Below are 23,512 nucleotides of genomic sequence, written 5' to 3'. Positions count from 1 at the left end.
TGCGCGCTGCTATGCCCAACGGCGGAGGCCGCATCTTTGATGCGGCAGATCGCGGGCGGGAGCCCCCCCCTCTGCTAGAGCACCGGCCAGCTCAGTCCTTTGCCGCGTCGGCGCGCAGCGCAGGCAGGCCGATCCCGGTGGCTTCGAACCCACCGTCTGCGGCCAGCACCTGACCTGTGATGAAACTCGCCTTCTCTGACAGCAGGAAATTGATCGCCGCTGCGATCTCCTCTTCCTTGCCATACCGGTTCAGCGGCAGCGCATCATGATAGGCGGCGATGATCTCTGGGCTGTGCACCGCCATCGCCAGCTTGGTCGCCACCGGTCCCGGCGCCACCGCGTTGACGCGAATCCCGATCTCGCCCAGCTCTGCCGCCTGTTGCAGCGTCAGCTGCGCCAATGCCGCCTTGGAGGTACCATAGGCCACCCGCAGGGTGCTGGCGCGCAAGCCCGAAATCGAAGTGATATTCACCACCGCCCCGCCGCCATCCGCGGCCAGAAGATCGGTAAAGGCCTGGGTCATCAGGAAGGGACCATCCAGATTGGTCTCCATCACCCGGCGCCACCGTTCAAAGGTAGTCTCGCGGATCGGGCCGAAATCGGCGACGCCCGCGTTGTTCACCAACCCGTCGAGCCGCCCGAAGGCTGCCGTGATCTCCGCGACAGCCCGCTCTACATCCTCGGGGCGCGAAACATCCGCATTGATCAGGGTAAGGCCTGCCACCTCTTTCCCGGCCGCCTCCAGCGCTTCGCTGTCGCGGTCCAGGATCGCCACCTGCCACCCCTCAGCCAGCAGCCCCTTCGCCGTCGCCAGCCCGATCCCGCGTGCCCCGCCGGTCACTAATGCAGCTTTCATCCTTCTCCCCTCCCGCTTTCTTGCTCTGATGGCCTTGCAGCCGGTATCATGTCGAACCCTGGCGCGTCTTTGCCGCCTGCCCGGCTGTTGCGGAAAAAGTTCACAATTCAGAGACGAACTCAAGACACCATTGTAAATTCGCCTTTGGGACATATGTTGTGGTCAACCCCAAATTTACTACCATCTCCCCGTCCGGTTTCCGGCCCGGGGCAAAAGCATAACAAGAAACGAAAGCAGTTCAGGCATGACAACACTCCTCGCCAAGGCTTGGGAAGAGGTATTGCGCCCCCTTATTTTCCGCCCAAAGCGGATTCAGGTGGCAGCCCTGTGCTATCGTACCACCAAATCCGGAAAAGACGTGCTGATGATCACCAGCCGCGGCACCGGCCGCTGGATCATCCCCAAGGGCTGGCCCATCAAAGGCAAGAACGGCCCCGAGTCCGCCCTGCAAGAGGCATGGGAAGAGGCCGGCGTTGCCGATGCCCGGATCACCTCTGCCCCGCAGGGCAGCTATCACTACGTCAAGGAACGCGACAACGGCACCCGGCAGCCAGTGGAAACGCTGGTCTATATCGCCGAGGTCCAGCGCATCAAGGATGACTACCCGGAATCCGATCAACGCAAACGTGTCTGGATGCCCGCGCAAGACGCGGCAAACCTCGTCCGGGAACCAGATTTGCAGTCGATCCTGCGACAATTGTAACAGTTTTATGATGGAATCGTGACACCGGCCTTGCGCCAATGGTGACGCGACGCTACCCGGTGGCCGACTCTTTTCGGCACAGCCGTCTGGCTGGGCATTTGGCATGGGGAACGGCGACATGAGCGAAAAACCCGATAGCAAGCACTGGGAAACCCTCGACAGGGACCTCAACCGGATCTCTCAGCTGGAGTTGGCAACCGCCTATGTCTCCCGCCCCTTGGTCGGTCCCGGCATCTCGCTGGCCTTCATCGTACTGGCTGGTGCTGCGGCTGCCGTTTTCCTCGGCGGCACGCCCGGCAATTTCATCGTCATCGCTGCTGCGATCTTTGGTGCCTATATGGCGCTCAACATTGGCGCCAACGATGTAGCCAACAACATGGGACCGGCGGTGGGTGCCAACGCCCTCACCATGGGCGGTGCTATCCTGATCGCTGCCATCGCCGAAAGCGCCGGCGCCTTGCTGGCCGGGGGCGACGTGGTCTCCACAATCTCAAAGGGCATCATCGACCCGGCCACCGTGGCCACGGCGGATGTGTTCATATGGGCGATGATGGCCGCGCTGGTGTCCTCGGCGCTCTGGGTCAATCTGGCCACCTGGATCGGCGCGCCGGTCTCCACCACCCATTCGGTGGTCGGCGGCGTCATGGGCGCGGGCATTGCTGCCGCAGGCATGTCCGCGGTCAATTGGGCCACCATGGGCAAGATCGCGGCCAGCTGGGTCATCTCGCCGGTTCTGGGCGGCGTCATCGCGGCGCTGTTTCTGGCGGTGATCAAGGCCAAGGTGATCTATCAGGACGACAAGATCGCCGCTGCGCGGCGCTGGGTTCCGATCCTTGTCGCCATCATGGCCGGTGCTTTTGCCGCCTATCTGGCGCTGAAAGGTCTGAAACGGATCATCAAGATCGATCTGGAAATCGCCCTTTTGATCGGTCTTGGCTTTGCCGTGGCAAGCTATCTGATCACCAAGCCGCTAATCGCGCGCCAGTCCGTGGGACTTGAGAACCGTAACAAATCCCTGAAAATCCTGTTCCGCATCCCGCTGGTGATTTCCGCCGCGCTGCTGTCCTTTGCCCATGGCGCCAACGATGTGGCCAATGCCGTGGGTCCGCTCGCGGCGATTGTGCATGCGGCAGAGTTCGGGGATTTCGCCGCCAAGGTGGCTATCCCGACCTGGGTGATGGTGATCGGGGCCTTCGGCATTTCCTTTGGTCTTTTCCTGTTTGGCCCGAAACTGATCCGTATGGTCGGCAGCCAAATCACCAAGCTGAACCCGATGCGCGCCTATTGCGTGTCGCTTTCGGCAGCCATCACGGTGATCGTCGCCAGCTGGCTTGGCCTGCCGGTGTCTTCGACCCATATCGCGGTCGGCGCAGTCTTTGGCGTTGGCTTCTTTCGCGAATGGCACGCCGAGAACCGCCTGCGCAAATTCTCGCTGCAGCGTCCGGAGGAACTGCGCATCGCCCCCGAGGAGCGCCGCCGCCGCAAGCTGGTGCGCCGCAGCCATTTCATGACCATCGTAGCCGCCTGGGTGATCACCGTGCCCGCCGCGGCACTGCTGTCCGGTGTTACCTTCTGGCTGCTGACGACGATCATTCGCTAAGCCTCAGCCAGGCACGAACTCGAAAAAGAAAACCCCTCGCCGCAGGTCTGCGGCGAGGGGTTTTACATTGCAGAGGCTAGGTGACGGCTCAGACGCCGAGGCACCAACGCATCACTGCCTTTTGTGCGTGCAGGCGGTTCTCGGCCTCATCAAAGATCACCGATTGCGGACCATCCATCACGGCAGAGGTCACTTCCTCTTCACGGTGGGCCGGCAGACAGTGCATGAACAGCGCGTCGTCCTTGGCATGGGCCATCAGCGCGTCATTCACCTGATAGGGGCGCAGCATGTTGTGACGCCGCTCTTTCGAGGACTGGCTGTCATGCATGGAAACCCAGGTGTCCGCCACAACCAGATCGGCGCCTTCCACGGCCTTGACCGGGTCGCGTTCGATCACAACCTTCGATCCTGCCTTGCGCGCCAGACCGACGAATTCATCCTCGGGGTCCAGCTGCGCCGGGCCGGTAAAGGTCAGGTCAAACCCGAATTGTCCCGCCGCATGCAGGAAGGAGGCGCAGACATTGTTGCCGTCGCCGGTCCAGACCACCTTCTTGCCTTTGATCGGGCCGCGGTGCTCTTCATAGGTCAGGATATCGGCCATGATCTGACAGGGGTGCGTGCGGTCGGTCAGACCATTGATCACCGGCACATCGGCATATTCCGACATTTCGATCAGCACCGATTCATCAAAGGTCCGGATCATGATCAGATCCACATAGCGCGACAGCACGCGGGCGGTGTCGGCGATGGTTTCACCGTGGCCCAGCTGCATGTCGTTGCCCGACAGAACCATGGTTTGCCCGCCCATCTGGCGCACGCCAACATCAAAGGAAACGCGGGTCCGGGTCGATGGCTTTTCAAAGATCAGCGCCACCATGCGCCCATCGAGCGGCTGTTCATCATCGGGGGCGCCCTTTGGGCGGCCCAGGCGCGCCTGTTTCATCACGCCTGCCTGATCGATGATGCCCCGCAGGGCCGCTGCATCGGTTTTGTGGATGTCGAGAAAATGGTTCATGTCTTGTCACTTTTTGTCAGGGTGAAGCCGGGGGCGCATCCCCCGCCTTCGCAATTGGATCTGTAGGGTCCGCTCAGGCCGCGGCGACTTGTTTGGCGGCCTTCTCAAGACGCTGCAGCGCCTCGGCGATATCCTCGTCGGTCAAGTTCAGGGGGGGCAGAAGGCGGATCACATTGTCAGCCGCCGGAACGATGACGACCTCGTTATCATAGCCCGCGTTGACCACATCGATGTTCACCGCCTTACACTTGAGCCCCAGCATCAGCCCCGATCCGCGTACTTCTTCGAAGACCTCGGGATGGCTGGCCACCAGCCCCTCCAGCTTCTGGCGCAGCAGGCCCGCCTTGCGGTTCACCTCGGCCAGGAAATCCGGATCGGCGACCGCATCCATCACCGCGCAGCCCACCGCGCAGCCCAGCGGGTTGCCGCCGTAGGTGGAGCCATGGGTGCCCGCGGTCATGCCGCTGGCCGCATCCTCGGTCGCAAGCACCGCCCCCAGCGGGAAGCCGCCGCCGATGCCCTTGGCCACCATCATGATGTCAGGAGTAATGCCCGCCCATTCATGGGCAAAGAGTTTGCCAGTCCGGCCCACGCCGCACTGAACCTCGTCAAGGATCAGCAGAATGCCGTGTTCGTCGCAAAGATCCCGCAGACCTTTCATGCAGGTATCGGGCAGCGGGCGAATACCGCCCTCCCCCTGTACCGGCTCGATCAGGATCGCAGCGGTCTTGTCATTGATCGCCGCCGCCACCGCGTCGTGATCATTCCACGGCAAGTGCACAAAGCCCGGCAGCAGCGGACCAAAGCCCTTGGTCATCTTTTCCGAGCCCGCCGCCGCGATACCCGCAGAGGACCGGCCGTGGAAGGACCCTTCGAAGGTGATGATCTCGACCCGGTCGGGCTGGCCCTTGTCGTAGAAATACTTGCGCGCCATCTTCACCGCCAATTCGCAGCTTTCGGTGCCCGAATTGGTGAAAAAGACCGTATCGGCAAAGGTCGTTTCGACCAGCTTGTCCGCCAGCGCCTGCTGTTGCGGGATCTGATAAAGGTTGGACACATGCCACAGGTTCTGCGCCTGGGAGGTCAGCGCCTCAACCAGGGCCGGATGGGCATGGCCCAACGCATTCACCGCGATCCCGGCGCCCAGATCCAGGAATCGGCGCCCGTCGGCCTCGATCAGCCAGGCGCCTTCGCCTTTGACGAACTGAAGCGGAGCACGATTGTAAGTCGGCAGAACGGACGGGATCATCAGGATCATCCTTTTTGAAACATTGAGGCCAAAGCTGTGCATAGCCGGGCCGGAGGGTCAATACTGTAGTCGGAGGGGGGTTGTACCATCATCGCGGCACCAAGGGATCAAAGGCGCCACAGGGGCACTGAGGCTGCGGTTTACGCAGTCCGGCGTCGGCGTCGAAGCGCAGAGTTATGTGTACGTTTGATCATGGAATGGGTCCATAAGGGAGCTTTGAGCAAAAAGGAACCCCTTTTGTGCAGCCCCCCTGAACAATTCGGCAGCATGCGCTGGCCGCGCTTTTCCGACGCGCCGCTAATCCTTCGCTGGCGGCCGCGCTTTTTATCCTTGCATCTCTGCGGGCACGGGCGCACCGATTGCGCATGAAAACTCCGACACCGCAAAATCCGATGCTGGCCGCCGCGCTGATCCTATTGGCAACCGCCTTTATCGCGGCAACAACGCTGATGGCGAAATCGCTGGGCACCGACGCTCTCGGGCCTGCGCTGCACCCGCTGCAGATCTCGCACGGGCGGTTTATCTTTGCCTTCGTGGTGATCTCATCGGTGTTGGCGCTGGTGCGACCCCGGCTGACCCGGCCGCACTGGGGGTTGCATATCGGACGTACCGCCTTTGGCTGGGGCGGTGTGACGCTGATGTTTGCCGCTGTTGCCTATATCCCGCTGGCCGATGCCACGGCGATCACCTTTCTCAACCCGGTGTTCTGCATGCTGCTGGCGATCCCCCTTCTGGGCGAGCGCGTCGGCCCCTGGCGCTGGGGCGCGGCGGGGATCGCCTTTATCGGCGCGATGATCCTGCTCCGCCCGGCACCCGAGAGCTTTCAGCCAGCGGCCCTTCTGGCACTTGGCGCGGCAGCGGTGATGGGGCTGGAGCTGATCTTCATCAAGAAACTGTCGGGGCGCGAGGCGCCCTTGCAGATCCTGTGGTTCAACAACGGCATTGGTGTTCTCATCGCCAGTCTGGCTGTGCTGCCGGTCTGGCAGATGCCAACGCCGATGCAATGGGGCGCGCTGGCGGCACTGGGCGCGCTGATGGCCTGCGCGCAGGCCTGTTTCATCAACGGAATGGCGCGGGGGGATGCCTCTTTCGTGGCGCCCTTCAGCTATGCTACGCTGATCTTTGCCGCGTGCTACGACTTCCTCGGCTTTGGCGTAGTACCGGACGGGGTGACCGTTCTTGGCGCCTGCGTCATCCTGACAGGCGCCGCCATTCTGGCCTGGCGCGAGGGACGCCAGGCAAAACCGGCCTGAGGCCGCCCTTTATGCCTTCAGGCGATAGCCCCGGCGCAGCATCGACCAGGCCAGCAGGCTGATGGCGACCGTGGCGCCAACGCAAACCGTCGCGCCCAGCAGCGGCGAGCTGTCGGAGGTGCCGATCACCCCATAGCGCACGCCGTCGATCAGGTAGAACACCGGGTTGGCATGGGAAATCGCCTCCAGCACCGGCGGCAGCGACTCGACCGAATAGAAAGTGCCCGACAGAAAGGCCAGCGGCGTCACGATGAAGTTGGTGATCGCGGCCATCTGGTCGAACTTGTCCGCGAAAACACCGGCGACGATGCCCAGCCCACCAAGGAAGGCCGCTCCCATCACGATGAAGAACAGCGCGACCAGCGGATGCGCGGGCACGATCTGAAGCGCCAGCATCAGACCCAGCCCGATGGCCAGCGCCACCACCACACCGCGCGCGATGGCCCCGGCAAGGTAACCCAGCAGCATCTCAAGCCCCGACAACGGCGGCATCAGCGTATCGACGATATTGCCCTGCACCTTGGAAATCACGATCGAGGAAGAGGTATTGGCAAAAGCGTTCTGGATCACAGTCATCATCATGATCCCCGGCGCCAGGAAGGTCAGGAAGGGCACCCCCATCACATCGCCACGCTTCGGTCCGATCGCGATGTTGAAGATCATCAGGAACAGCGCCGCCGTCATCAGCGGCGCCAGCAGCGTCTGTGTCCAGACCACCGAGAAGCGCTTGATCTCGCGCATCGCCAGCGTCTGCAGCCCCAGCCAGTTCACCCGACCGAACCGGCGCTCTCCCATTCCGACCCGGTATTCTGTTTCCGTCTCTGCCATGGTGCTTTCCTCGTTCCAGTCTTATGCGTGCTCCGGCGTGCCGCCCGTGCCCCATCTGCATACCTGCTGCATCCGCAGGTGCAAGACGCCTTGTAACTCGGGCCGCAGTGATTAAAATAGGCGTTTATATCGGAACTCGATGGCGGCCGCAGGATTCTGGGGCCGCTTTCAGCTTGGAAAGGCAACATATGTCCTGGACAGACGAGCGCGTCGAATTGCTCAAGAAAATGTGGGGCGAAGGTCAGTCGGCCAGCCAGATCGCCAAGGAGCTGGGCGGGGTCACCCGCAACGCCGTGATTGGCAAGGTGCACCGCCTCGGCCTGTCCAACCGCGCAGCCGGTGGCGCCAAAGCCGCCGAGCCCAAGGAAAAACCGGCAGCTGCTGCCGCTGCCAAACCGGCGCCAAAGCCAAAGCCACAGCCAAAGACGGAACCGGCCCGTCCGGCAACTCCGCCGCCTGCGGCCGCTGCCAGCGCGCCTGAAACCAAGGCCGCCATTCCGGCCCGCAAGCAGATCATTCCGGCTGGTCAGCCGCTGCCGCCGCAGCCTTCTGCCAATGAGATCAGCCCCGAAGCCCTGGCCAAGGTCAACGAGATCGAAAAGAAGGCCAAGAAGCTGACGCTGATGGAGCTGACCGAACGCACCTGCAAATGGCCGGTGGGCGACCCCGCGACCGAGGATTTCTGGTTCTGCGGTCTGCCCGTTCAGCAAGGCAAACCCTATTGCGAAGCCCACGTCGGCGTCGCCTTCCAGCCGATGAGCGCCCGCCGCGACCGCAAACGGTAATCGGCTCCGGGCCCACTGCTCGCATTTTGGACCTTTTTTCCCAATCAAAAAAGCCCCGCCGTTCCCGTGCGGGGCTTTTTATTGTCACATGGAATTTCGTGGGGTGCCTGAAAAGGGGCAGCCCCGCTGCTGCTCAGTTCCCCTCAGGCGCAGAGGACTCGAAATTAGGGATAACCCGTTCCGAGGCTTCATCCGGCTCGATACCCGGCCAGTTGCCTTCGGCGATGTTGATATTGCCGGGGATGTCCTCTTCCCAGAAGCCCACCACGTTCTTGGTGATGTTGAGGTACAGCTTGTCATCCACGATCCGCCACAGGTTCGGGTTGGCCGGCACCTTGCCGCCCTTGGATACCCCATAGGCGCAGTGCCCGTCATACTGCGGCGCGTAGTATTCCGGGTTCTTCAGGAACATCTCGCGGTTCTCTTCGCTGGCAAAGGCAAAGCGGGCACCGTTGTACTCGGCCACGATATCCGCACGGCCCGGCACTGCGGCAGGCTGCACCTCGCCCACCGGCACCTGGGTGAGGCTGCGATAGGCAACCACGTCATAGCCAGAGACCGCAAAACCGGTGCCGTCAATATATTGCTCCCCTGCAAAGGCAGAGCTTCCAATTGTCAGGGCCGCGATGGCAGCCAGTGCAAAACGTTTCATGTCTTGATCCTTTCCTCATTCGGCACCGATCCGGGACATGACGTGACACAGGGGGTCCTGCTCCACCGGTCTGCCGGTCCACTACAACTGCATCTACAATATCCGGCGCAGACCCTTTGCGAAGGGGCGCTCACACAGCTGTGTCTCTGCGTGACCGCAGGCCGCCCCCTGCACGGTTGCACGAAAAAGATCGCACCCACACCTTCCAGTCATTGGAATTTTTGACGAGTATCCTACGTCAGAGACGTCAATCCGAACCGGGCCGCGCCCCGCGCCGCCCGCCACCACATACAGAACAGGGCCCATCCACATGAGTGATACGAGCTATACCCCGCCGAAAGTCTGGACTTGGGAACAGGAAAGCGGCGGACGCTTCGCCTCGATCAACCGTCCCATCGCAGGCGCCACCCACGACAAGGAACTGCCGGTCGGAAAGCATCCCTTCCAGCTCTACTCGCTGGCCACCCCCAATGGCGTCAAGGTCACCGTGATGTTCGAAGAGCTGCTGGCAAAGGGCCACTCCGGCGCCGAATACGACGCCTGGCTGATCAACATCGGCGAAGGCGATCAATTCGGATCGGGCTTTGTCGACATCAACCCTAACTCAAAAATCCCTGCCCTGATGGACCGCAGCGGCGACACCCCGGTTCGAGTGTTTGAATCCGGCTCGATCCTAGTGCACCTGGCCGAGAAATTCGGCGAGTTCCTGCCCAAGTCCGGGCCGGAGCGCACCGAAGTGATGAACTGGCTGTTCTGGCAGATGGGCAGCGCGCCTTATCTGGGCGGCGGTTTTGGCCATTTCTACGCCTATGCGCCGGAAAAATGGCAGTATCCGATCGACCGTTTCGCCATGGAAACCAAGCGTCAGCTAGACGTTCTGGAACGCCAGCTTGATGGCAACGCGTTCATCGCCGGGGATGACTACAGCATCGCCGACATGGCGATCTGGGCCTGGTACGGCCAGCTGGTGCTGGGCCGCCTGTACGATGCGGCAGAGTTCCTCGACGTAGCGAGCTACACCAATGTCGTGCGCTGGGCCAAGGACATCGACGCGCGCCCCGCGGTCAGCCGTGGCCGCATGGTCAACCGCGCCTTTGGCGAATTGCACACCCAGCTGCGCGAGCGCCATGACGCCGGTGATTTCGACACCCGCACCCAAGACAAGCTGGAAACCGAAGACAGCTGAGACTGACAGTCAGCGGACGTGGGCGCCCTGCCCCGTCCGCCCCTGCATGAAAGGCACGGCGGGTCGCCGCCGTGCCACGCGAACTGATTATTTCAAACGCGGTGGTTTGTCCGGATCGCTGCCGGGCGCGACCGGCTGATAGACCTGCGGCGCCTCTGGCTGCGGCAGATCAAACCGCAGCCCTACCCGTGACAGGCTGGCCGCAGCCCTATCCGACGCCTGGAAAAACCCGACATCCAGCGCCCCGGCCTCGATCCCGGAAAAGGTCAGCGCCTCGCCCACCGCCTTGGCCAGGGCATCCCGCGCGGCGTCCTTGGCATCGACAAAGCCCAGCAGATGCCCCTGCCCGCCACCCTGGTAACGCACTGCTACCAGATAGGCCGATTGCGCCAGCCCAGCCGCAGTCGCCAGTTTGGTATCCAGCGCCGTCAGCAGAAGATCCGGAAGACCGGCGGGCGGCAGGAAGCTTTCGATGGCCGCCTCTACCTGATCCGGCGCATGACCCAGAGTTTCTTCAAGCCAGCCAATCGCCTCGGCCGGGATCAGCATGGCAGAGGGGGCGACCTCAAGATTGACGCCCAGACCGATCCCCTGCCCCGACAGCATCTGCACGATTCCCCGCCCGGCCAGCGCCGCATAGGGCACCGCGCGCCCGGCGAACTGGGCGAGCCGCTCTTCGCGGTCGAAAACCAGGACGAAGCGCCCCTCGGGCGTGTCGAACAGGGCCGGCTCCAGCTTGTCGTTCTCGACTTCCTTTTCCAGCATCAGAAAGAGTTCGGCATCCGATAGCCGTTCGTAGAACCGCAGACGCGCGGCATCCGACGCGGGCTCTGCCTCCATCTGTGCGTGGGCCTGATCCAGCGGCGTTGGCATTGTCATCACAAAAGCTCCTTGACCCGGTGCCGCAGCGCGGGCAGCAGATCTGTTTCAAACCAGGGGTGGCGTTTCAGCCATGCGGTATTGCGCCAGGACGGATGAGGCAAGGGAAAGACGCGCGGCGCATGCGCGCGCCAATCGGCCACCGTATCGCTAACCCGGGCCTTTTTCCCCAGATGATGCTGCTGCGCATAGCCTCCCACAAGCACCGTCAGCTCAACCTCGGGAAGGACGGACATCACCCTGTGCTGCCAGGTGCGGGCGCATTCCGGCGGCGGCGGCAGATCCGCCTTTTTCGCGTTATACCCCGGAAAACAAAAGGCCATCGGGACGATGGCGATCTGGTCCCGGTCATAGAAAACATCCTCGGAAACCCCCAGCCACTGGCGCAACCGGTCGCCGGAGGCATCCGTATAGGGGCGTCCGCTGTCATGGACCCGCAGACCCGGCGCCTGCCCCGCGATCAGGATCCGTGCTGAGGGGCGGAACCAGACCACCGGGCGGGGCGCATGCCGCGTGGCCGTGGCGGCAAACCGCTGCGCACAAAGGCGGCAACCGGAAATCTCCTGCGTCAGCGCCGCGCAGTCATGGAAACTTTGCCTCATCATCGTTTCCCTTTTGGAAACAAAATCGCTATAGAATGGCCCAAATTGTCCTCGCCCAGCTGCATCGACCGCTTGCTGCCCTGTCCATGGACGAAGAGTAAAGCAGCGGTTCAGAATTTATGTCACAATTTGACATAACAAAGCCCGATTTCACGCGTAGGACGTTAATATAATTCAGGTAACCAAACCTGATCAAATCGCCGCGATCAGAACCGTGGCACAGTGCAGCGGTCCTTTTTTAGGGCCATCCGAGGCAAGAGGCCGGACAACGGACCAGACAGGCAAGACCGGAACAAGCCATGCTTGAGTTTGAAAATGTCAGCAAGTCCTTCTGGACCGGCACCCAGCGCAAGGTGATCCTTGACCGGGTGTCTTTTCGCGTGGAGCTGGGCAAATCCATGGGCATTCTGGCCCCGAACGGCACCGGCAAGACCACTCTGATCAACATGATGGCGGGTCTTGAGAAACCGGACGAGGGCGAAATCCGGCGAGGCTGCAAGATTTCCTTTCCGCTGGGGTTCATGGGCGGCGTCATCAACCGCCTGTCCGGCATGGAAAACAGCCGTTACATCGCCAAACTCTATGGGCTGGACCCGGATTATGTCGAAGCCTACTGCCGCTGGCTTTGCGGGCTTGGCGAATACTTCGACCAACCCCTTGGCACCTATTCCTCGGGCATGCGGGCACGGTTCAGTTTTTCGCTGATGCTGGCGCTGGATTTCGATATCTATCTGATCGACGAAGGCATGCCCAGCACGACCGATGTGGAATTCAACCGCAAGGCCGGCTCGATTTTGCAGGAGCGCCTGCAGACGACCACCATCGTGATCGTGTCCCACCAGCCTAAAACGCTGGAAAAATTCGCTCGCTCCGCAGCCGTTCTGATGGACGGGCAATTGCATATGTTTGAAACCTTGGAAGAGGCAAAGCAGCTCTATGACTACCAAACCCAAGGCTAAGAAATTCCGCATCCGCCGCACATCGAGCGGCGGCGCCGCTGCCGCTGCAGCGCGCCCTGTCGAGGCCCCAGGCCCCGACAGCAGCGCCAAAGCCGCAGGAGCAACAACGCAGGCTAGCGCGTCTGAGGTCAAATCCACTCAGGCCACGGCTTCAGCAGGGCAAAAAGACGCGAAACCCAGCGCCGCAACCGGGCAGGCTATGTCCGGCCAGGTCAGCAGCGCGCGTGAGACCAAGACCTCCACGGATATCGACGAGATCCGCCGCGAAGGGCTGACCGGCCGTCAGCTGCGCATGGCACGGCGCGTGGCGCAGCAGCACAATCTGCCGGTTACCTCGGATTTCGAAGCCGTCCGCCTGCTCCGCCTGAAAGGGATTGATCCCTTCAAGCGTTCCAACATGCTGGAACTGGTGGTCCCGCAGAACAAGGCCCGGCCAGAGGGCGCTCCGGACCCCGGCGCGATCCAGCTGCCGCAGACCGTGCCCGCCGCCAAGACGACCCTGCCCTCGACCGAGCTGAGCCCGGCAGAGCGGCGCAACAAAGAAATCCAGGAAATCCAGCGCGATATCGCCAAGCGGCGGCGTCGCAAGCTGTGGCTGCTTTTGGGGCGGCTCAGCTTTTTCGTGATGCTGCCGACGCTGATCACCGGATACTATTTCTATGCCGTGGCAACGCCGATGTATTCGGCCAAGTCCGAATTTCTGGTGCTCAAGGCCGACAGCGCCGGGTCGATGAGCGGTCTGTTGTCGGGCACGCAATTTGCCACCAGCCAGGATTCCACCGCGGTACAAAGCTTTCTGCAATCCAAGGAAGCCATGCTGCGGCTGGATGAAGAAGTCGGCTTCAAGGCGCATTTCACCCAGGACTGGATCGACCCGATTCAACGTCTGGACCCAGCCGCAAGCAACGAACAGGCTTACAAGATCTACTCGCGCAACGTCAAAATCGGCTATGATCCGACCGAGGGCGTGATCCGGATGGAAGTCACCGCGGCTGATCCGGTGGTCTCTGCGGAATTCTCGGACCGGCTGATCTCCTATGCGCAGGAAAAGGTAAACCACCTGTCCGAACAGAAACGCTCCGATCAGGTGGGCGAGGCAGAGGCCGCGCTCGAACTGGCAGAGACGAAACGCCGTCAGGCTCAGGAACATCTGGTGCGGCTGCAGCAAAAAGGCGCGGTTCTGGACCCCGAAGGCGTGATCCTGTCCCTGCGTTCGCAGATCTCCACCTTTGAGGTCCAGCTGCAGGAGAAGGAGCTGGAACTGGCCGCACTGATGGACAACACCCGCCCCAACCAGGCCAAGGTGGCCGGTGCAGAGGCTGATATCTCCCGTCTGGAGGCGTTGATTCAGCGGCTCAACGACCGGATGACCGATGCCGCTGCTGGCGAAAACTCGCTCGCCAGCCTCAGCGTGCAGATCCAGATGGCTCAGGCCGACCTTGCGACCCGCGATCTGATGCTGCAATCGGCCTTGCAGCAAGTGGAAACCACCCGCATGGAGGCCAACCGTCAGGTCCGTTACCTGACTACCGCGGTTGAACCGGTTCCCAGCGAGGAACCCTCCTATCCGCGCAAGTTCGAAAATACGATTTTGGCTTTCCTGATCTTTTCCGGTATTTACCTGATGTGCTCGCTTACAGCATCCATTCTCCGGGAACAGGTATCCTCTTAACGCTATGAAACACATCAAAATCGCCGGGCTGACGATCGGCAATGACTGTCCCCTGACAGTGATTGCCGGTCCTTGCCAGCTGGAAACCGCCGACCACGCCCGCATGATTGCAGGCAAAATGAAAGAGGCCTGCGCGGCCGCCGGGGCGCAATATGTGTTCAAGGCCTCCTACGACAAGGCCAACCGGACCTCTCTGTCAGGAAAGCGCGGCCTTGGTCTTGACGAGGGGCTGAAGGTTCTCAGCGATATCCGCCGTGAATTCGACGTGCCGGTGCTGACCGATGTGCACACCGAGGAACAATGCGCCGTAGCCGCCGAAGCCGTGGATATCCTGCAGATCCCCGCCTTCCTGTGCCGCCAGACCGATATGCTGCTGGCAGCGGGCAAGACCGGCAAGGCCGTCAACATCAAGAAGGGGCAGTTTCTGGCGCCCTGGGACATGGCCAATGTGGTGGCCAAGGTGGAAAGCACCGGCAATGAGAACATCCTGCTGACTGAACGGGGCGCCTCCTTTGGCTACAACGCGCTGGTGGCGGATATGCGCTCGCTACCGATCATGGCGCAGACCGGCTATCCCGTGGTGATGGATGCGACCCACGCGGTGCAGCAACCCGGTGGACAGGGCGGCTCTTCGGGTGGCAAGCGTGAATTCGCGCCTGTCATGGCCCGGGCTGCCGTTTCCCTGGGCATCGGTGCGGTTTTCATCGAGACCCACGAAGATCCCGATAGCGCCCCCTCGGATGGCCCCAATATGATCTATCTCGACCAGATGCCGAAACTGATCGAGACGTTGATGGCCTTTGACCAGCTCGCCAAGGCAAACCCGATTTCGATTTGATGCCCGAAAGTGAATTTAATGACTAAACCGATCTCCCCCGTCACCCCGAACACCTGGTCCTTCCTGCGCGATCCGATGATCACGCCGACCGGTTTTCGCGAATATGACGCCCGCTGGAAATACCCCGAGGAAATCAACCTGCCCGGCATGACGGCCCTTGGCCTTGGCCTTGGCACCCAGATCCACAAACGCGGGATTGAGCCGGTGATCGCGGTCGGCAATGACTACCGCGACTATTCTCTGGCGATCAAGCAGGCGCTGATCCTGGGCCTGATGCAGGCCGGCATCCGCGTCAAGGACATCGGCCCGGCGGTCTCTCCCATGGCCTATTTCGCGCAGTTCCATCTGGATGTGCCTGCCGTCGCCATGGTCACCGCCAGTCACAACCCGAATGGCTGGACCGGCGTAAAGATGGGCTTTGAGCGCCCGCTGACCCACGGCCCGGATGAAATGGCCGAGCTGCGTGATATCGTCCTCAACGGCGAAGGCGTGGCCCGCGATGGCGGCTCGTATGAATTCGTCGATGGCGTCAAGGAAGCCTACCTCGATGATCTGGTCGGCGACTTCAAGATGACCCGCAAGCTGAAGGTGGTCTGCGCCACCGGCAACGGCACCGCCTCGGCCTTTGGCCCCGAGCTGTTCGAGCGGATCGGCGTCGAGGTGGTACCCAGCCACAACGAGCTGGACTACACCTTCCCCAACTACAACCCCAACCCCGAAGCCATGGAAATGCTGCACGACATGTCCGACAGCGTCAAAGCCTCGGGTGCGGATTTCGCGCTCGGATTTGATGGCGATGGCGACCGCTGCGGCGTGGTGGATGACGAAGGCGAAGAGATCTTTGCCGACAAGGTTGGCGTCATCATGGCGCGAGACCTCAGCAAGATCTATCCGAACGCGACCTTTGTCGCTGATGTGAAATCCACCGGTCTGTTTGCCTCGGACCCCGAGCTGCAGAAAAACGGCGTCAAAGCCGATTACTGGAAGACTGGCCACAGCCACATGAAACGGCGCGTGAAGGAAATCGGCGCGCTGGCGGGGTTTGAAAAATCCGGCCACTACTTCCTCGCCGAACCGGTGGGCCGCGGCTATGACTGCGGCATGCGCGTGGCGGTCGAGATCTGCAAACTGATGAACCGCAACCCAGACATGAAAATGTCGGATCTCCGCAAGGCGCTGCCCAAGACCTGGTCGACCCCAACCATGTCCCCCTATTGCGCCGATACCGAGAAATACGACGTGTTGGAGCGCCTTGTTGCCAAACTGGTGGCCAAGGCCGAGGCTGGCGAGAAAATCGCAGGTCGCGCCATCAAGGAAGTAGTCACCGTCAACGGCGCCCGCCTGATCCTGGACAATGGATCCTGGGGGCTGGTGCGCGCCTCCTCCAACACGCCGAACCTGGTGGTGGTTTGCGAAAGCAGCGACAGCGAAGAAGAGCTGCGCGCGATCTTTGCCGATATCGATGCGGTGATCCGCACCGAACCGCTGGTCGGGGACTACGATCAGACGATCTGATCAAGTTGTTGACTGACTGAAGGTCTTTCGCCCGGGCCATGGCCCGGACGACCGCCGCGCCCAGCTTTGGTGGGCGCGGCTTTTTCATTTCTGCACAGAAGCGCCTTCCGGCCCGGCTCAGTTACCCTGCAACAGCCGCAGCAGCTGGTCCTTGGCTTCCTGCTCAATCCGGTCCTTGATCACCTCGTTCAGGTCCTGCTCCGGCGCGATCTCGGTTTCCAGCTCCTCGCTCAGCTTTTCGCGCACGCGGTCCTTGGCTTCCTGCTCGATCTCGTCGATCTGCGGCTGCAGGGCGGATTTCAGATCGGGCCGGATCTTTGGCGCGCTCCACGGTCCGGTGATAGCAACAGGGATCGACAGCCCGGCGCCGCCATCCGCTCCCTGCAGGGTGGGCGTGAAACGGTAATCCAGATCCCGCGCGCCCAAACCGATCCGGCCTGCACCTTCGGCCCTGAGCCCCTTGATGATGACCAATAGATCCTCGTTCTGCAGGTTGCCGTTTGCGATCGTGTAGCTGCCAGTCAACTGTTCGAACACCGTGCTGCCGCCATTGCCCGAGCCGGAGCGCATCAGGTCCTCAAGGTCGAAACCGGTGAAAAAGCCTTTGCCTGCCTCCAACCAGCCCTTGCCGTTGAGCGAGCGCATGATCGCATCCACCGAATTGCCAACGCCCAGGTATTCGATCTCCCCCAGCGCGGCGCCATGCAAGCGGTCGTAACCCGCCGTCTGCCCAAGCGCCTGTTCCAGCTGGATATCGTTGAAGGACAGCTTGCCGCCCACCGACAGGCCGTTGCGGTTGTTGGCCACAACCTGCCCGGTCACCTGCCCGCCGAACATGGTGGCAGGCTGGGCCTTCAGCACCGCGCGGGCGCGGTCCAAACTGAATGTCAGCTTACTTTCGCCAAGGTTATACCCCGCCGCCGAAAGGCTCTGGAAGGTCAGGACAGCGATGCCGTTGAAGGCTGACAGGGCCGAGGCATCAATCTGTTCCTTGGGCCAACCATCGGGCGCACTGCCCGCGCCCGATCCACTGCTCTCGACGGGCGAGTCCAGCCCCGGAAAGGACAGCGCACCAGCCGACAGCTGCGCCGTCACCTCTGGCACATCCGCCATGACAAGATCCGCAGCCCCCTGCAGGGTGTTGCCATCCAGATCCAGTGACAGATCGCGCAGCGCCAGACGCCCATCCGGCGTATAGGTGGCATCGGCGCCGACCACAGCAGCCTGCCCCAGCCCCTTGGGGAGAGAGACCTCACCACCGCCCAGCGCCGCAATGAAACCGGCACTATCCGAAGTTTTCAGCGTCACCCGCCCTGATCCTGCGCCATCGATCCCGGCCCGGCCGTCGAACAGCAGCACGCCGCCGGGCCCGCTGACAGTCCCTCCGACCGAAGACACCCGCCCGGTGAGGAATTCCGCAAATGTGCCGATCTCTGCCTTCACCTGAACCGGCGCCTCGACCGGGCGCAACGTCATCTCCATATCCACGGTACCGCCGGGATCCAGCCAGCTGAGCGCCAGATCGATGGCCTTCATCTCAACCGGCGTACCTCCATGCGGCGCATAGCGCAGCGAGGCCCCGGTCAGGGTCAACTTTTCGATCTGAACCGCCAGATCGCTGCTCTCCTGCGGGGAGGCGTCAGTCTCCGCACCTGGGGTTGCCTTGGGCGACATCACCCAGTTCCCGGTGCCATCAGCGCGGGTCGACAGGTTCAGATGCGGCAGCAAGGCGGTCACTTCGGTCACCCGCACCTTGCCGCGCAGCAGATCGGCGGCAGCGATCCCGATGGACATCCGCGCCGCCCGCAGCATCGGCTCGGGTCCCGCCCAATCGGCATTCGACAGGGTCACGCCTTCGGTTCTGACCCCAAGCACCGGCCAGAGGCTGAAGCCCACCTCGCCCTGAAACTCAAGCTTGCGGCCGGTCTGCGCCTCCAGCTGCTGCGCCGCCAGCGCCGCGACTTTCTCTCCCGGCAGCATGAAGACCACCCCGATCAACACGGCAAGCGTCAGCAATATTGCCGAAAGAACCCGAATGATCAGCCGCATAGCACCCTCCGCTGCCTGTTTCCCCCGAGGATACAGTGCGCCCCGCAAGGCGCAATAGTCGGTTGGCCCGGACAGTGTCGCGGACAGACTTCACCATTGCCGCATCGGAAATTTCATCAGCGGACAGCCCCCGGCACAAGCCACGGAGCCTATTGAACCAAGAAACAGCCTTCAGATGTGAGCGGAGCTTACCAGCCAGCGACCAGTGCCCCCCAAAGGTCATATTCCCCGGCCTCGTCAACTTCGACGGTGACCAGATCGCCCACCTTCAGACCTTCGGTGCCCTCGTCGATGAACAGGTTGCCGTCGATCTCAGGCGCGTCGGCCTTGGTGCGGCAGGTGGCGATGCCGTCTTCGTCGATGTCGTCCACGATGACTTGCATGGTCTGGCCGACCTTGGCCGCCAGCTTGGCCTCGGAAATCGCCTGCGCCTTTTCCATGAAGCGTTCCCAGCGCTCCTGCTTTACCTCTTCGGCCACGTGATCCGGCAGATCGTTGGAGCGCGCGCCGTCGACGTTTTCGTATTTGAAACAGCCAACCCGGTCGAGTTGCGCCTCATCCATCCAGTCGAGAAGATGCTGGAACTCGGCCTCCGTCTCCCCCGGGTAGCCGACGATGAAGGTGGAGCGCAGGGTGATCTCCGGGCAGATCTCGCGCCAGGCGCGGATTTCGTCCAGCGTTTTCGCCGCCGCTGCGGGGCGTGCCATGCGTTTCAGCACATCCGGGTGGGCGTGCTGAAAGGGGATGTCCAGATAGGGCAGAAGCGCGTTGTCCGGGTCCGCCATCAGCGGGATCAATTCGCGCACGTGCGGATACGGGTAGACATAATGCAGCCGCACCCAAAGGTCCGATGCAGGCGCCAACTGCCCCAGCGCGCGGGACAGATCGGTGATATGGCTGCGGATCTCGCCCTCTTTCCAGGGGTTCACATCGTATTTGCGGTCGAGCCCATAAGCCGAGGTATCCTGACTGATCACTAGAAGTTCGCGCACGCCTGCGTCCACCAGCTTTTCCGCCTCGCGCAGCACGGCGTGGGCGGGGCGCGAGGCCAGCCGCCCGCGCATGTCCGGGATGATGCAGAACTTGCACTTGTGATTGCAGCCTTCCGAGATCTTCAGATAGCTGAAGTGCCGGGGCGTCAGGCTGACGCCGGTGGCAGGCAGCAGGTCGACAAAGGGATCGGGCGCAGGCGGCACCGCGGCGTGTACGGCATCCAGCACCTGTTCATACTGGTGTGGACCGGTGACGGCCAGAATGCGCGGATGATGTTCGCGGATATAATCCGGCTCGGCGCCAAGGCAGCCAGTGACGATGACCTTGCCATTTTCCTTCAGCGCCTCACCGATGGCGTCCAGACTTTCGGCCTTGGCACTGTCGAGGAACCCGCAGGTATTGACGATCACCGCATCGGCGCCCGCGTAATCGGCAGAGATGCCGTATCCTTCGGCGCGCAGCCGGGTCAGGATGCGCTCACTGTCCACCAACGCCTTGGGGCAGCCGAGCGACACCATGCCAAGGGTCGGCTGGTCTTTGCGCGGGGCATCACCGAACTGGGCTTTCGGGGCGAGGTCGGGGCGGAGGTCTGGCGGATTGCTGGTCATGGCTGCGCATATAGTACGCGCGTGTGGCTTTGGGAATGGATGTTTTCAGCGGGAGCACCGCCTCTTTGGCCTTGACCAGTGAGCGCCCACAGGCATTCTCCAGCCTTGTCTGCGGCCTCAGGCCTCTGCTTTTTCCTTCTCGGCCCGCAGGCGCAGCAGGACCTTGGCATTCTTGCAGCAGCCGGGTGCCTCTTCGGCTTTGTCATGGGCAGCGAGCCAGCGTTCGCAAGTCCCGATACCCTCGCAGGCCCGGCAGCGGTTGACCATATCCGCCCAGTCCTCGGAACTGATGCGGCCTGCCTCAAAGGCCTCGACCAGATCGGCCTCGGTGGTTTTGCCCATCAGCCCCAGAAGCCTCAGGTGATACAGCGCGTCCCCCAATGGATGCATGTCTTGATCCTCCCCAAAGGCTGCCAGATCAGGCAACCGGTTCGCGCAGATATCCCAGCAGATCGCGGTTGCGGCAATAATCAGGAGTGTCTGCCGCCGCATCTGCACGCGCAGGCGATTGCAACCATTTCTGGCAGGTCTCCGGATGGGCGCAGCGGGTGCAGCGCAGCACCGCTTCGGCGATTTCATCGAAATTCAGCCGCCCGGCGATGGCCTCTTCCTGAAGATCCAGCCCAACCGCCTGCCCCATTTCATCAAAAAGGGCCGCGTGCGTCTTCAGCTTAGCTTTGTCCTTGATCCCGCAATCATCCATCGCGCGTTCTCCTGGCTGCGTGTCACGCCAGAAAATACCACAGGCCCGGCCCCGGACCTTGATGCAGGTCAATCGCGTGACGCGGGCCTAGGCGGGGTTCAGATAGGCGCGCACCGCGTCCTGAACCCGGCGAAAGCGGTCGCCGCCCAGTTTCTTGCCGCCATACCAGCGGGTGACGATGATCAGGTGATCTTGCAGCCCTTCCCGCTCCATCATCCGCAGGATCACCATCCCGGCGCCGCTCTCTCCGTCGTCGGCCTTGAGCGCGCCCGTCGGCAGCATCGCCGCCCAGGTGTTATGGGTGGCCTTGGCGTAGGCGCGGTCGGTTTTCAGTGCCGCCAGCACCGCGTCGACTTCGGCGCGCGACGTAACCCGGGCGCCGGTCACCGCATAGCGTGACCCCCGGTCGGTCAGGACCACGCCCAGTTTTTTCATCTCGGGCGCTGCATCTGCACGATTGTCAGCCATGATCAGTTCAGCCCGTAGCGGGTGATGGTCTGCTGCACCACGCGCACCCGGTCCGGATTGGCCGGATGGCTGCCAAGAAATTTGTCGCCAGGATCCGGCAGGCGATAGAAGAACTGTACGCCAACGCTGGGCCGGTATCCGGCCTGATGCGTAATGATGGTGCCGAGCTGATCCGCCTCCAGTTCGAATTCCTTGGAATATCCCCGCGCGCCGACGATGGCGCCCAGATCCTGCGCGTTGGAGATATCCGCCGCGCTGCCTCCGGCAAGGGTGGCAAGCCCGGCCAGCAACACGGAACCCGCCACTGCGTTCTGCTGCTGGCGGGCCAGATGCGCGCGGATATGGTGCGCGGCCTCGTGCGACATGACAAAGGCCAGCTCATCCGCGTTGGCGATCTGCCCCAGCATAGAGCGGGTGAAGGTGATTACCGGGCGGCCGGACTGCGACAGGCTCTGGTAGGCATTCGGCGGCGCCTTGGCGTCGGGATCGATCCGGATCAGATAGTCGCAATTCATACCACTGGTCTGCGTCCGGCAGGTGCGTTCGGCCACCGGTTCAACCCGGCTGGCGACGGTGGCAAAGGTTGCCCGAGCTTCGGCTGGCGAAAGGCCAGACACCCGCGCCCCGGATGTTGCCGGAGCAACCGCTCCGCCGCCGGGCGGCGGGGCACCGGGAACGCCGCAGGCGCTCAAAACACTGAGTGCGCAAAGCGAGACTGTTTTCAGAATGGAGCGCATCGGCCTGTCCTTGACGTCATCGCCCGATCATAGGCCGGGACCCAACCGAGGTTCAATCGCAGACAGCCGGATTCTGCAGCCAGTCTTGCAGCCGTCAGCGGAGGTTCGCGTCACATTTCTGGTGCGCGCGCAAACACTTGCCAATCACAGCACCAAGGTGGCAACATCGGGATATGTTTACCATCGAACACGAATTCGACTCGACCGTCGTTACCCTGGTGGATGAGGGCGAGCGCCCTTTGCTGGAAGATGTGACTATCAACGCCTTTGCGGAATGCGTGACTGTGGAGCAATTCGATCCTCGCACCGACAGGGTAGAGAAGATCACCCTCTCATACAGCCAGCTGCGCGATCTGGCCGCTGCGCTGGACCTGCCCGAAGGCGTTTATCGCCTGGTTCCGGATGAGGCCACGCCGCAGGATCCCGCATCTGGTTCATGAGCCGCGATAGACAAAAACCTTGTCCCGTGATGTGGCGCCCCGGCGCAGCTCCAGAGCAGAGGGCGCAACGCCCATGGCCCGAGCCAGTAAATCCGCGACTGCGGCATTGGCCTTGCCGTTTTCCGGCGCCACGGTGACCGAGACCTTCAGCCCCGCCTCGGTCCGGGTGATCGCGTTGCGCGCCGCCTTTGGCGTGGCCCGCACCTGGATCTCCAGCCCCGCAACGGCCAGGTCCGCAAGGTCCGGTAGATCTTTCTTCTTTGGTTTTCCCATGTCGATTTGATGCCCTGCCGCCCCTCAAAACACCAGCACCAATTGCAATGCTGCAACGGTCCGAAACAAGCTGCTGTACAGCAAGCCACGATCGCTTCAAAATACGTGAGGTTAAGTTACGCGGTTCGCACCGCCTGAGATGTGTTTGGTTGGGCCTGCGCGGCTCCTGTGTATTCGGTGTTACCTCCTATGGGCAAAAAATCGATCATTCTTGATTTCCTGAATGCCGCCCTCGGAGATCCCGGTGACTTCGATTTGGGTCGGTATTTCACCGAGGAGGCGACCTTTTGCGGACCTGTCACCGGAGGTAAGATCATTCCGATGATGGAATGGGTCGAATTCAAACTCGTTGTACAGGGCTTGGTCGGACCGTCCTCCTTTGAGGTTATGAATGCGATCGAACAGGACGACTGGATCTCGATGCGCATTCGCATTTCAGCCAAGTGCCTTTCGACCGCGGAAATGATTGTCGCCTACGATTGTCTCATGGCGCGGTTTGAAGGGGACCGGATTGCTGAATACATCGGTCACATGGATTACTTCACCTTCTTCCAGGACCTTGGTTTGATCCCGCCCGGCTCGTTGCATGCCTGCCTCAGCGGCCAGCGCATGGTCTGGGAATAATTGCTGCCGCACCGCGCGCCGCGAT

General features: G+C 62.1%; 25 protein-coding genes. 11 read left to right on the top strand and 14 right to left on the bottom strand.

Features of this window, described 5'->3' with window-relative positions; all coding sequences use genetic code 11:
* Nucleotides 1-91: 91 nt before the first annotated feature.
* Nucleotides 92-856 carry an SDR family NAD(P)-dependent oxidoreductase gene (locus SM763_RS10980; RefSeq protein ID WP_065272957.1) on the bottom strand — a complete coding sequence of 255 codons (765 nt, stop codon included), beginning with the start codon at nucleotides 854-856 and terminating at the stop codon, nucleotides 92-94.
* A 244-nt stretch (nucleotides 857-1,100) separates the two neighbouring features.
* Here SM763_RS10980 and SM763_RS10975 point away from each other — a divergent pair, with 244 nt between their 5' ends.
* Nucleotides 1,101-1,559, top strand: a complete 459-nt coding sequence (locus SM763_RS10975) for an NUDIX hydrolase (protein ID WP_065272956.1) — start codon at nucleotides 1,101-1,103, stop codon at nucleotides 1,557-1,559.
* A gap of 118 nt (nucleotides 1,560-1,677) precedes the next feature.
* Nucleotides 1,678-3,159, top strand: coding sequence for an inorganic phosphate transporter (locus SM763_RS10970; RefSeq protein WP_274830100.1), 1,482 nt, complete (start codon nucleotides 1,678-1,680; stop codon nucleotides 3,157-3,159).
* Between the two features lie 88 nt (nucleotides 3,160-3,247).
* Here the strand turns inward: SM763_RS10970 and argF are convergent, their stop codons facing one another.
* The gene (argF, locus tag SM763_RS10965; RefSeq protein WP_368998561.1) at nucleotides 3,248-4,174 is read right to left on the bottom strand and encodes an ornithine carbamoyltransferase; all 927 of its coding nucleotides are present in this window, start codon (nucleotides 4,172-4,174) and stop codon (nucleotides 3,248-3,250) included.
* A 73-nt stretch (nucleotides 4,175-4,247) separates the two neighbouring features.
* Entirely contained in the window at nucleotides 4,248-5,423 is a 1,176-nt protein-coding gene (locus tag SM763_RS10960; protein WP_368998560.1) for an aspartate aminotransferase family protein, read from the bottom strand.
* Between the two features lie 365 nt (nucleotides 5,424-5,788).
* On the opposite strand from SM763_RS10960, the gene SM763_RS10955 reads away from it, so the two are divergent.
* A complete protein-coding gene (locus SM763_RS10955; protein WP_065272954.1) occupies nucleotides 5,789-6,676 on the top strand; it encodes a DMT family transporter in 888 nt (295 codons plus the stop codon).
* A gap of 9 nt (nucleotides 6,677-6,685) precedes the next feature.
* Here SM763_RS10955 and SM763_RS10950 read toward each other — a convergent pair whose 3' ends face one another.
* A complete protein-coding gene (locus SM763_RS10950; RefSeq protein ID WP_368998559.1) occupies nucleotides 6,686-7,504 on the bottom strand; it encodes an ABC transporter permease in 819 nt (272 codons plus the stop codon).
* A gap of 188 nt (nucleotides 7,505-7,692) precedes the next feature.
* On the opposite strand from SM763_RS10950, the gene SM763_RS10945 reads away from it, so the two are divergent.
* Complete coding sequence (locus SM763_RS10945; RefSeq protein ID WP_065272952.1) at nucleotides 7,693-8,289, top strand: GcrA family cell cycle regulator; 597 nt, start codon at nucleotides 7,693-7,695, stop codon at nucleotides 8,287-8,289.
* 133 nt (nucleotides 8,290-8,422) lie between these two features.
* Here the strand turns inward: SM763_RS10945 and SM763_RS10940 are convergent, their stop codons facing one another.
* Nucleotides 8,423-8,941 carry a YHS domain-containing (seleno)protein gene (locus SM763_RS10940; protein ID WP_274832949.1) on the bottom strand — a complete coding sequence of 173 codons (519 nt, stop codon included), beginning with the start codon at nucleotides 8,939-8,941 and terminating at the stop codon, nucleotides 8,423-8,425.
* A gap of 310 nt (nucleotides 8,942-9,251) precedes the next feature.
* Between SM763_RS10940 and yghU the strand changes: the two genes are divergently transcribed.
* Nucleotides 9,252-10,127, top strand: a complete 876-nt coding sequence (gene yghU / locus SM763_RS10935; RefSeq protein ID WP_368998558.1) for a glutathione-dependent disulfide-bond oxidoreductase — start codon at nucleotides 9,252-9,254, stop codon at nucleotides 10,125-10,127.
* Between the two features lie 87 nt (nucleotides 10,128-10,214).
* Here yghU and SM763_RS10930 read toward each other — a convergent pair whose 3' ends face one another.
* Nucleotides 10,215-11,006, bottom strand: a complete 792-nt coding sequence (locus tag SM763_RS10930; RefSeq protein WP_065272949.1) for an SseB family protein — start codon at nucleotides 11,004-11,006, stop codon at nucleotides 10,215-10,217.
* Nucleotides 11,006-11,608 (bottom strand): uracil-DNA glycosylase family protein, encoded by a 603-nt coding sequence (locus SM763_RS10925; RefSeq protein ID WP_368998557.1) that lies wholly within the window; start codon nucleotides 11,606-11,608, stop codon nucleotides 11,006-11,008. The genes SM763_RS10930 and SM763_RS10925 overlap by 1 nt, the downstream gene beginning before the upstream one ends.
* Before the next feature lie 299 nt (nucleotides 11,609-11,907).
* Between SM763_RS10925 and SM763_RS10920 the strand changes: the two genes are divergently transcribed.
* The 4 genes from SM763_RS10920 to SM763_RS10905 are packed head-to-tail and all read left to right on the top strand — an operon-like array spanning nucleotide 11,908 to nucleotide 16,592.
* Nucleotides 11,908-12,567: an ABC transporter ATP-binding protein gene (locus tag SM763_RS10920; RefSeq protein WP_065272948.1), complete on the top strand. Its 660-nt coding sequence runs from the start codon at nucleotides 11,908-11,910 to the stop codon at nucleotides 12,565-12,567.
* On the top strand, nucleotides 12,545-14,239 hold the full coding sequence (locus SM763_RS10915) for a KpsE/RkpR family capsule polysaccharide export protein (protein WP_368998556.1): 1,695 nt from the start codon (nucleotides 12,545-12,547) through the stop codon (nucleotides 14,237-14,239). The genes SM763_RS10920 and SM763_RS10915 overlap by 23 nt, the downstream gene beginning before the upstream one ends.
* A 4-nt stretch (nucleotides 14,240-14,243) precedes the next feature.
* Complete coding sequence (gene kdsA, locus SM763_RS10910) at nucleotides 14,244-15,077, top strand: 3-deoxy-8-phosphooctulonate synthase (RefSeq protein ID WP_065272946.1); 834 nt, start codon at nucleotides 14,244-14,246, stop codon at nucleotides 15,075-15,077.
* An 18-nt stretch (nucleotides 15,078-15,095) separates the two neighbouring features.
* Nucleotides 15,096-16,592: a phosphomannomutase/phosphoglucomutase gene (locus SM763_RS10905; RefSeq protein WP_368998555.1), complete on the top strand. Its 1,497-nt coding sequence runs from the start codon at nucleotides 15,096-15,098 to the stop codon at nucleotides 16,590-16,592.
* Nucleotides 16,593-16,709: 117 nt separating this feature from the next.
* Here SM763_RS10905 and SM763_RS10900 read toward each other — a convergent pair whose 3' ends face one another.
* From SM763_RS10900 to SM763_RS10875, 6 genes are all read right to left on the bottom strand, one after another.
* Nucleotides 16,710-18,641 (bottom strand): AsmA family protein, encoded by a 1,932-nt coding sequence (locus SM763_RS10900; RefSeq protein ID WP_368998554.1) that lies wholly within the window; start codon nucleotides 18,639-18,641, stop codon nucleotides 16,710-16,712.
* A 188-nt stretch (nucleotides 18,642-18,829) separates the two neighbouring features.
* On the bottom strand, nucleotides 18,830-20,242 hold the full coding sequence (gene rimO, locus SM763_RS10895; protein ID WP_065272943.1) for a 30S ribosomal protein S12 methylthiotransferase RimO: 1,413 nt from the start codon (nucleotides 20,240-20,242) through the stop codon (nucleotides 18,830-18,832).
* Nucleotides 20,243-20,359: 117 nt separating this feature from the next.
* On the bottom strand, nucleotides 20,360-20,632 hold the full coding sequence (locus tag SM763_RS10890) for a DUF6455 family protein (RefSeq protein ID WP_368998553.1): 273 nt from the start codon (nucleotides 20,630-20,632) through the stop codon (nucleotides 20,360-20,362).
* Nucleotides 20,633-20,660: 28 nt separating this feature from the next.
* Nucleotides 20,661-20,930 (bottom strand): DUF6455 family protein, encoded by a 270-nt coding sequence (locus tag SM763_RS10885; protein ID WP_368998614.1) that lies wholly within the window; start codon nucleotides 20,928-20,930, stop codon nucleotides 20,661-20,663.
* 102 nt (nucleotides 20,931-21,032) lie between these two features.
* Nucleotides 21,033-21,413 (bottom strand): YigZ family protein, encoded by a 381-nt coding sequence (locus SM763_RS10880; protein ID WP_368998551.1) that lies wholly within the window; start codon nucleotides 21,411-21,413, stop codon nucleotides 21,033-21,035.
* A 2-nt stretch (nucleotides 21,414-21,415) separates the two neighbouring features.
* Complete coding sequence (locus SM763_RS10875) at nucleotides 21,416-22,150, bottom strand: M48 family metalloprotease (protein ID WP_274832938.1); 735 nt, start codon at nucleotides 22,148-22,150, stop codon at nucleotides 21,416-21,418.
* 173 nt (nucleotides 22,151-22,323) lie between these two features.
* On the opposite strand from SM763_RS10875, the gene SM763_RS10870 reads away from it, so the two are divergent.
* On the top strand, nucleotides 22,324-22,590 hold the full coding sequence (locus tag SM763_RS10870) for a DUF8831 family protein (RefSeq protein ID WP_065272939.1): 267 nt from the start codon (nucleotides 22,324-22,326) through the stop codon (nucleotides 22,588-22,590).
* Here SM763_RS10870 and SM763_RS10865 read toward each other — a convergent pair.
* Nucleotides 22,585-22,863, bottom strand: coding sequence for a DUF167 domain-containing protein (locus SM763_RS10865; protein ID WP_065272938.1), 279 nt, complete (start codon nucleotides 22,861-22,863; stop codon nucleotides 22,585-22,587). The genes SM763_RS10870 and SM763_RS10865 overlap by 6 nt on opposite strands.
* A 189-nt stretch (nucleotides 22,864-23,052) precedes the next feature.
* Here SM763_RS10865 and SM763_RS10860 point away from each other — a divergent pair, with 189 nt between their 5' ends.
* Nucleotides 23,053-23,487, top strand: a complete 435-nt coding sequence (locus tag SM763_RS10860; RefSeq protein WP_368998549.1) for a hypothetical protein — start codon at nucleotides 23,053-23,055, stop codon at nucleotides 23,485-23,487.
* Nucleotides 23,488-23,512: the final 25 nt, after the last annotated feature.

Source organism: Pseudophaeobacter sp. C1-32P7, from assembly GCF_041008775.1.
Lineage (GTDB): Bacteria > Pseudomonadota > Alphaproteobacteria > Rhodobacterales > Rhodobacteraceae > Phycobacter > Phycobacter gallaeciensis_A.
Note: the sequence above shows the minus strand (reverse complement) of the source record. Positions and strands in the feature narration are given on the sequence as shown.

Bases quoted from the DNA above. Each gene is read 5' to 3' on its own strand.
- SM763_RS10940 (WP_274832949.1), bottom strand. From the start codon at position 8,941: ATGAAACGTTTTGCACTGGCTGCCATCGCGGCCCTGACAATTGGAAGC.
- SM763_RS10950 (WP_368998559.1), bottom strand. From the start codon at position 7,504: ATGGCAGAGACGGAAACAGAATACCGGGTCGGAATGGGAGAGCGCCGG.
- SM763_RS10955 (WP_065272954.1), top strand. From the start codon at position 5,789: ATGAAAACTCCGACACCGCAAAATCCGATGCTGGCCGCCGCGCTGATC.
- SM763_RS10860 (WP_368998549.1), top strand. From the start codon at position 23,053: ATGGGCAAAAAATCGATCATTCTTGATTTCCTGAATGCCGCCCTCGGA.
- SM763_RS10875 (WP_274832938.1), bottom strand. From the start codon at position 22,150: ATGCGCTCCATTCTGAAAACAGTCTCGCTTTGCGCACTCAGTGTTTTG.
- SM763_RS10905 (WP_368998555.1), top strand. From the start codon at position 15,096: ATGACTAAACCGATCTCCCCCGTCACCCCGAACACCTGGTCCTTCCTG.
- SM763_RS10865 (WP_065272938.1), bottom strand. From the start codon at position 22,863: ATGGGAAAACCAAAGAAGAAAGATCTACCGGACCTTGCGGACCTGGCC.
- yghU (WP_368998558.1), top strand. From the start codon at position 9,252: ATGAGTGATACGAGCTATACCCCGCCGAAAGTCTGGACTTGGGAACAG.
- SM763_RS10890 (WP_368998553.1), bottom strand. From the start codon at position 20,632: ATGCATCCATTGGGGGACGCGCTGTATCACCTGAGGCTTCTGGGGCTG.
- SM763_RS10980 (WP_065272957.1), bottom strand. From the start codon at position 856: ATGAAAGCTGCATTAGTGACCGGCGGGGCACGCGGGATCGGGCTGGCG.
- SM763_RS10900 (WP_368998554.1), bottom strand. From the start codon at position 18,641: ATGCGGCTGATCATTCGGGTTCTTTCGGCAATATTGCTGACGCTTGCC.
- SM763_RS10945 (WP_065272952.1), top strand. From the start codon at position 7,693: ATGTCCTGGACAGACGAGCGCGTCGAATTGCTCAAGAAAATGTGGGGC.
- SM763_RS10920 (WP_065272948.1), top strand. From the start codon at position 11,908: ATGCTTGAGTTTGAAAATGTCAGCAAGTCCTTCTGGACCGGCACCCAG.
- SM763_RS10975 (WP_065272956.1), top strand. From the start codon at position 1,101: ATGACAACACTCCTCGCCAAGGCTTGGGAAGAGGTATTGCGCCCCCTT.
- argF (WP_368998561.1), bottom strand. From the start codon at position 4,174: ATGAACCATTTTCTCGACATCCACAAAACCGATGCAGCGGCCCTGCGG.
- SM763_RS10960 (WP_368998560.1), bottom strand. From the start codon at position 5,423: ATGATCCCGTCCGTTCTGCCGACTTACAATCGTGCTCCGCTTCAGTTC.
- kdsA (WP_065272946.1), top strand. From the start codon at position 14,244: ATGAAACACATCAAAATCGCCGGGCTGACGATCGGCAATGACTGTCCC.
- rimO (WP_065272943.1), bottom strand. From the start codon at position 20,242: ATGACCAGCAATCCGCCAGACCTCCGCCCCGACCTCGCCCCGAAAGCC.
- SM763_RS10925 (WP_368998557.1), bottom strand. From the start codon at position 11,608: ATGAGGCAAAGTTTCCATGACTGCGCGGCGCTGACGCAGGAGATTTCC.
- SM763_RS10915 (WP_368998556.1), top strand. From the start codon at position 12,545: ATGACTACCAAACCCAAGGCTAAGAAATTCCGCATCCGCCGCACATCG.
- SM763_RS10880 (WP_368998551.1), bottom strand. From the start codon at position 21,413: ATGGCTGACAATCGTGCAGATGCAGCGCCCGAGATGAAAAAACTGGGC.
- SM763_RS10930 (WP_065272949.1), bottom strand. From the start codon at position 11,006: ATGACAATGCCAACGCCGCTGGATCAGGCCCACGCACAGATGGAGGCA.
- SM763_RS10870 (WP_065272939.1), top strand. From the start codon at position 22,324: ATGTTTACCATCGAACACGAATTCGACTCGACCGTCGTTACCCTGGTG.
- SM763_RS10970 (WP_274830100.1), top strand. From the start codon at position 1,678: ATGAGCGAAAAACCCGATAGCAAGCACTGGGAAACCCTCGACAGGGAC.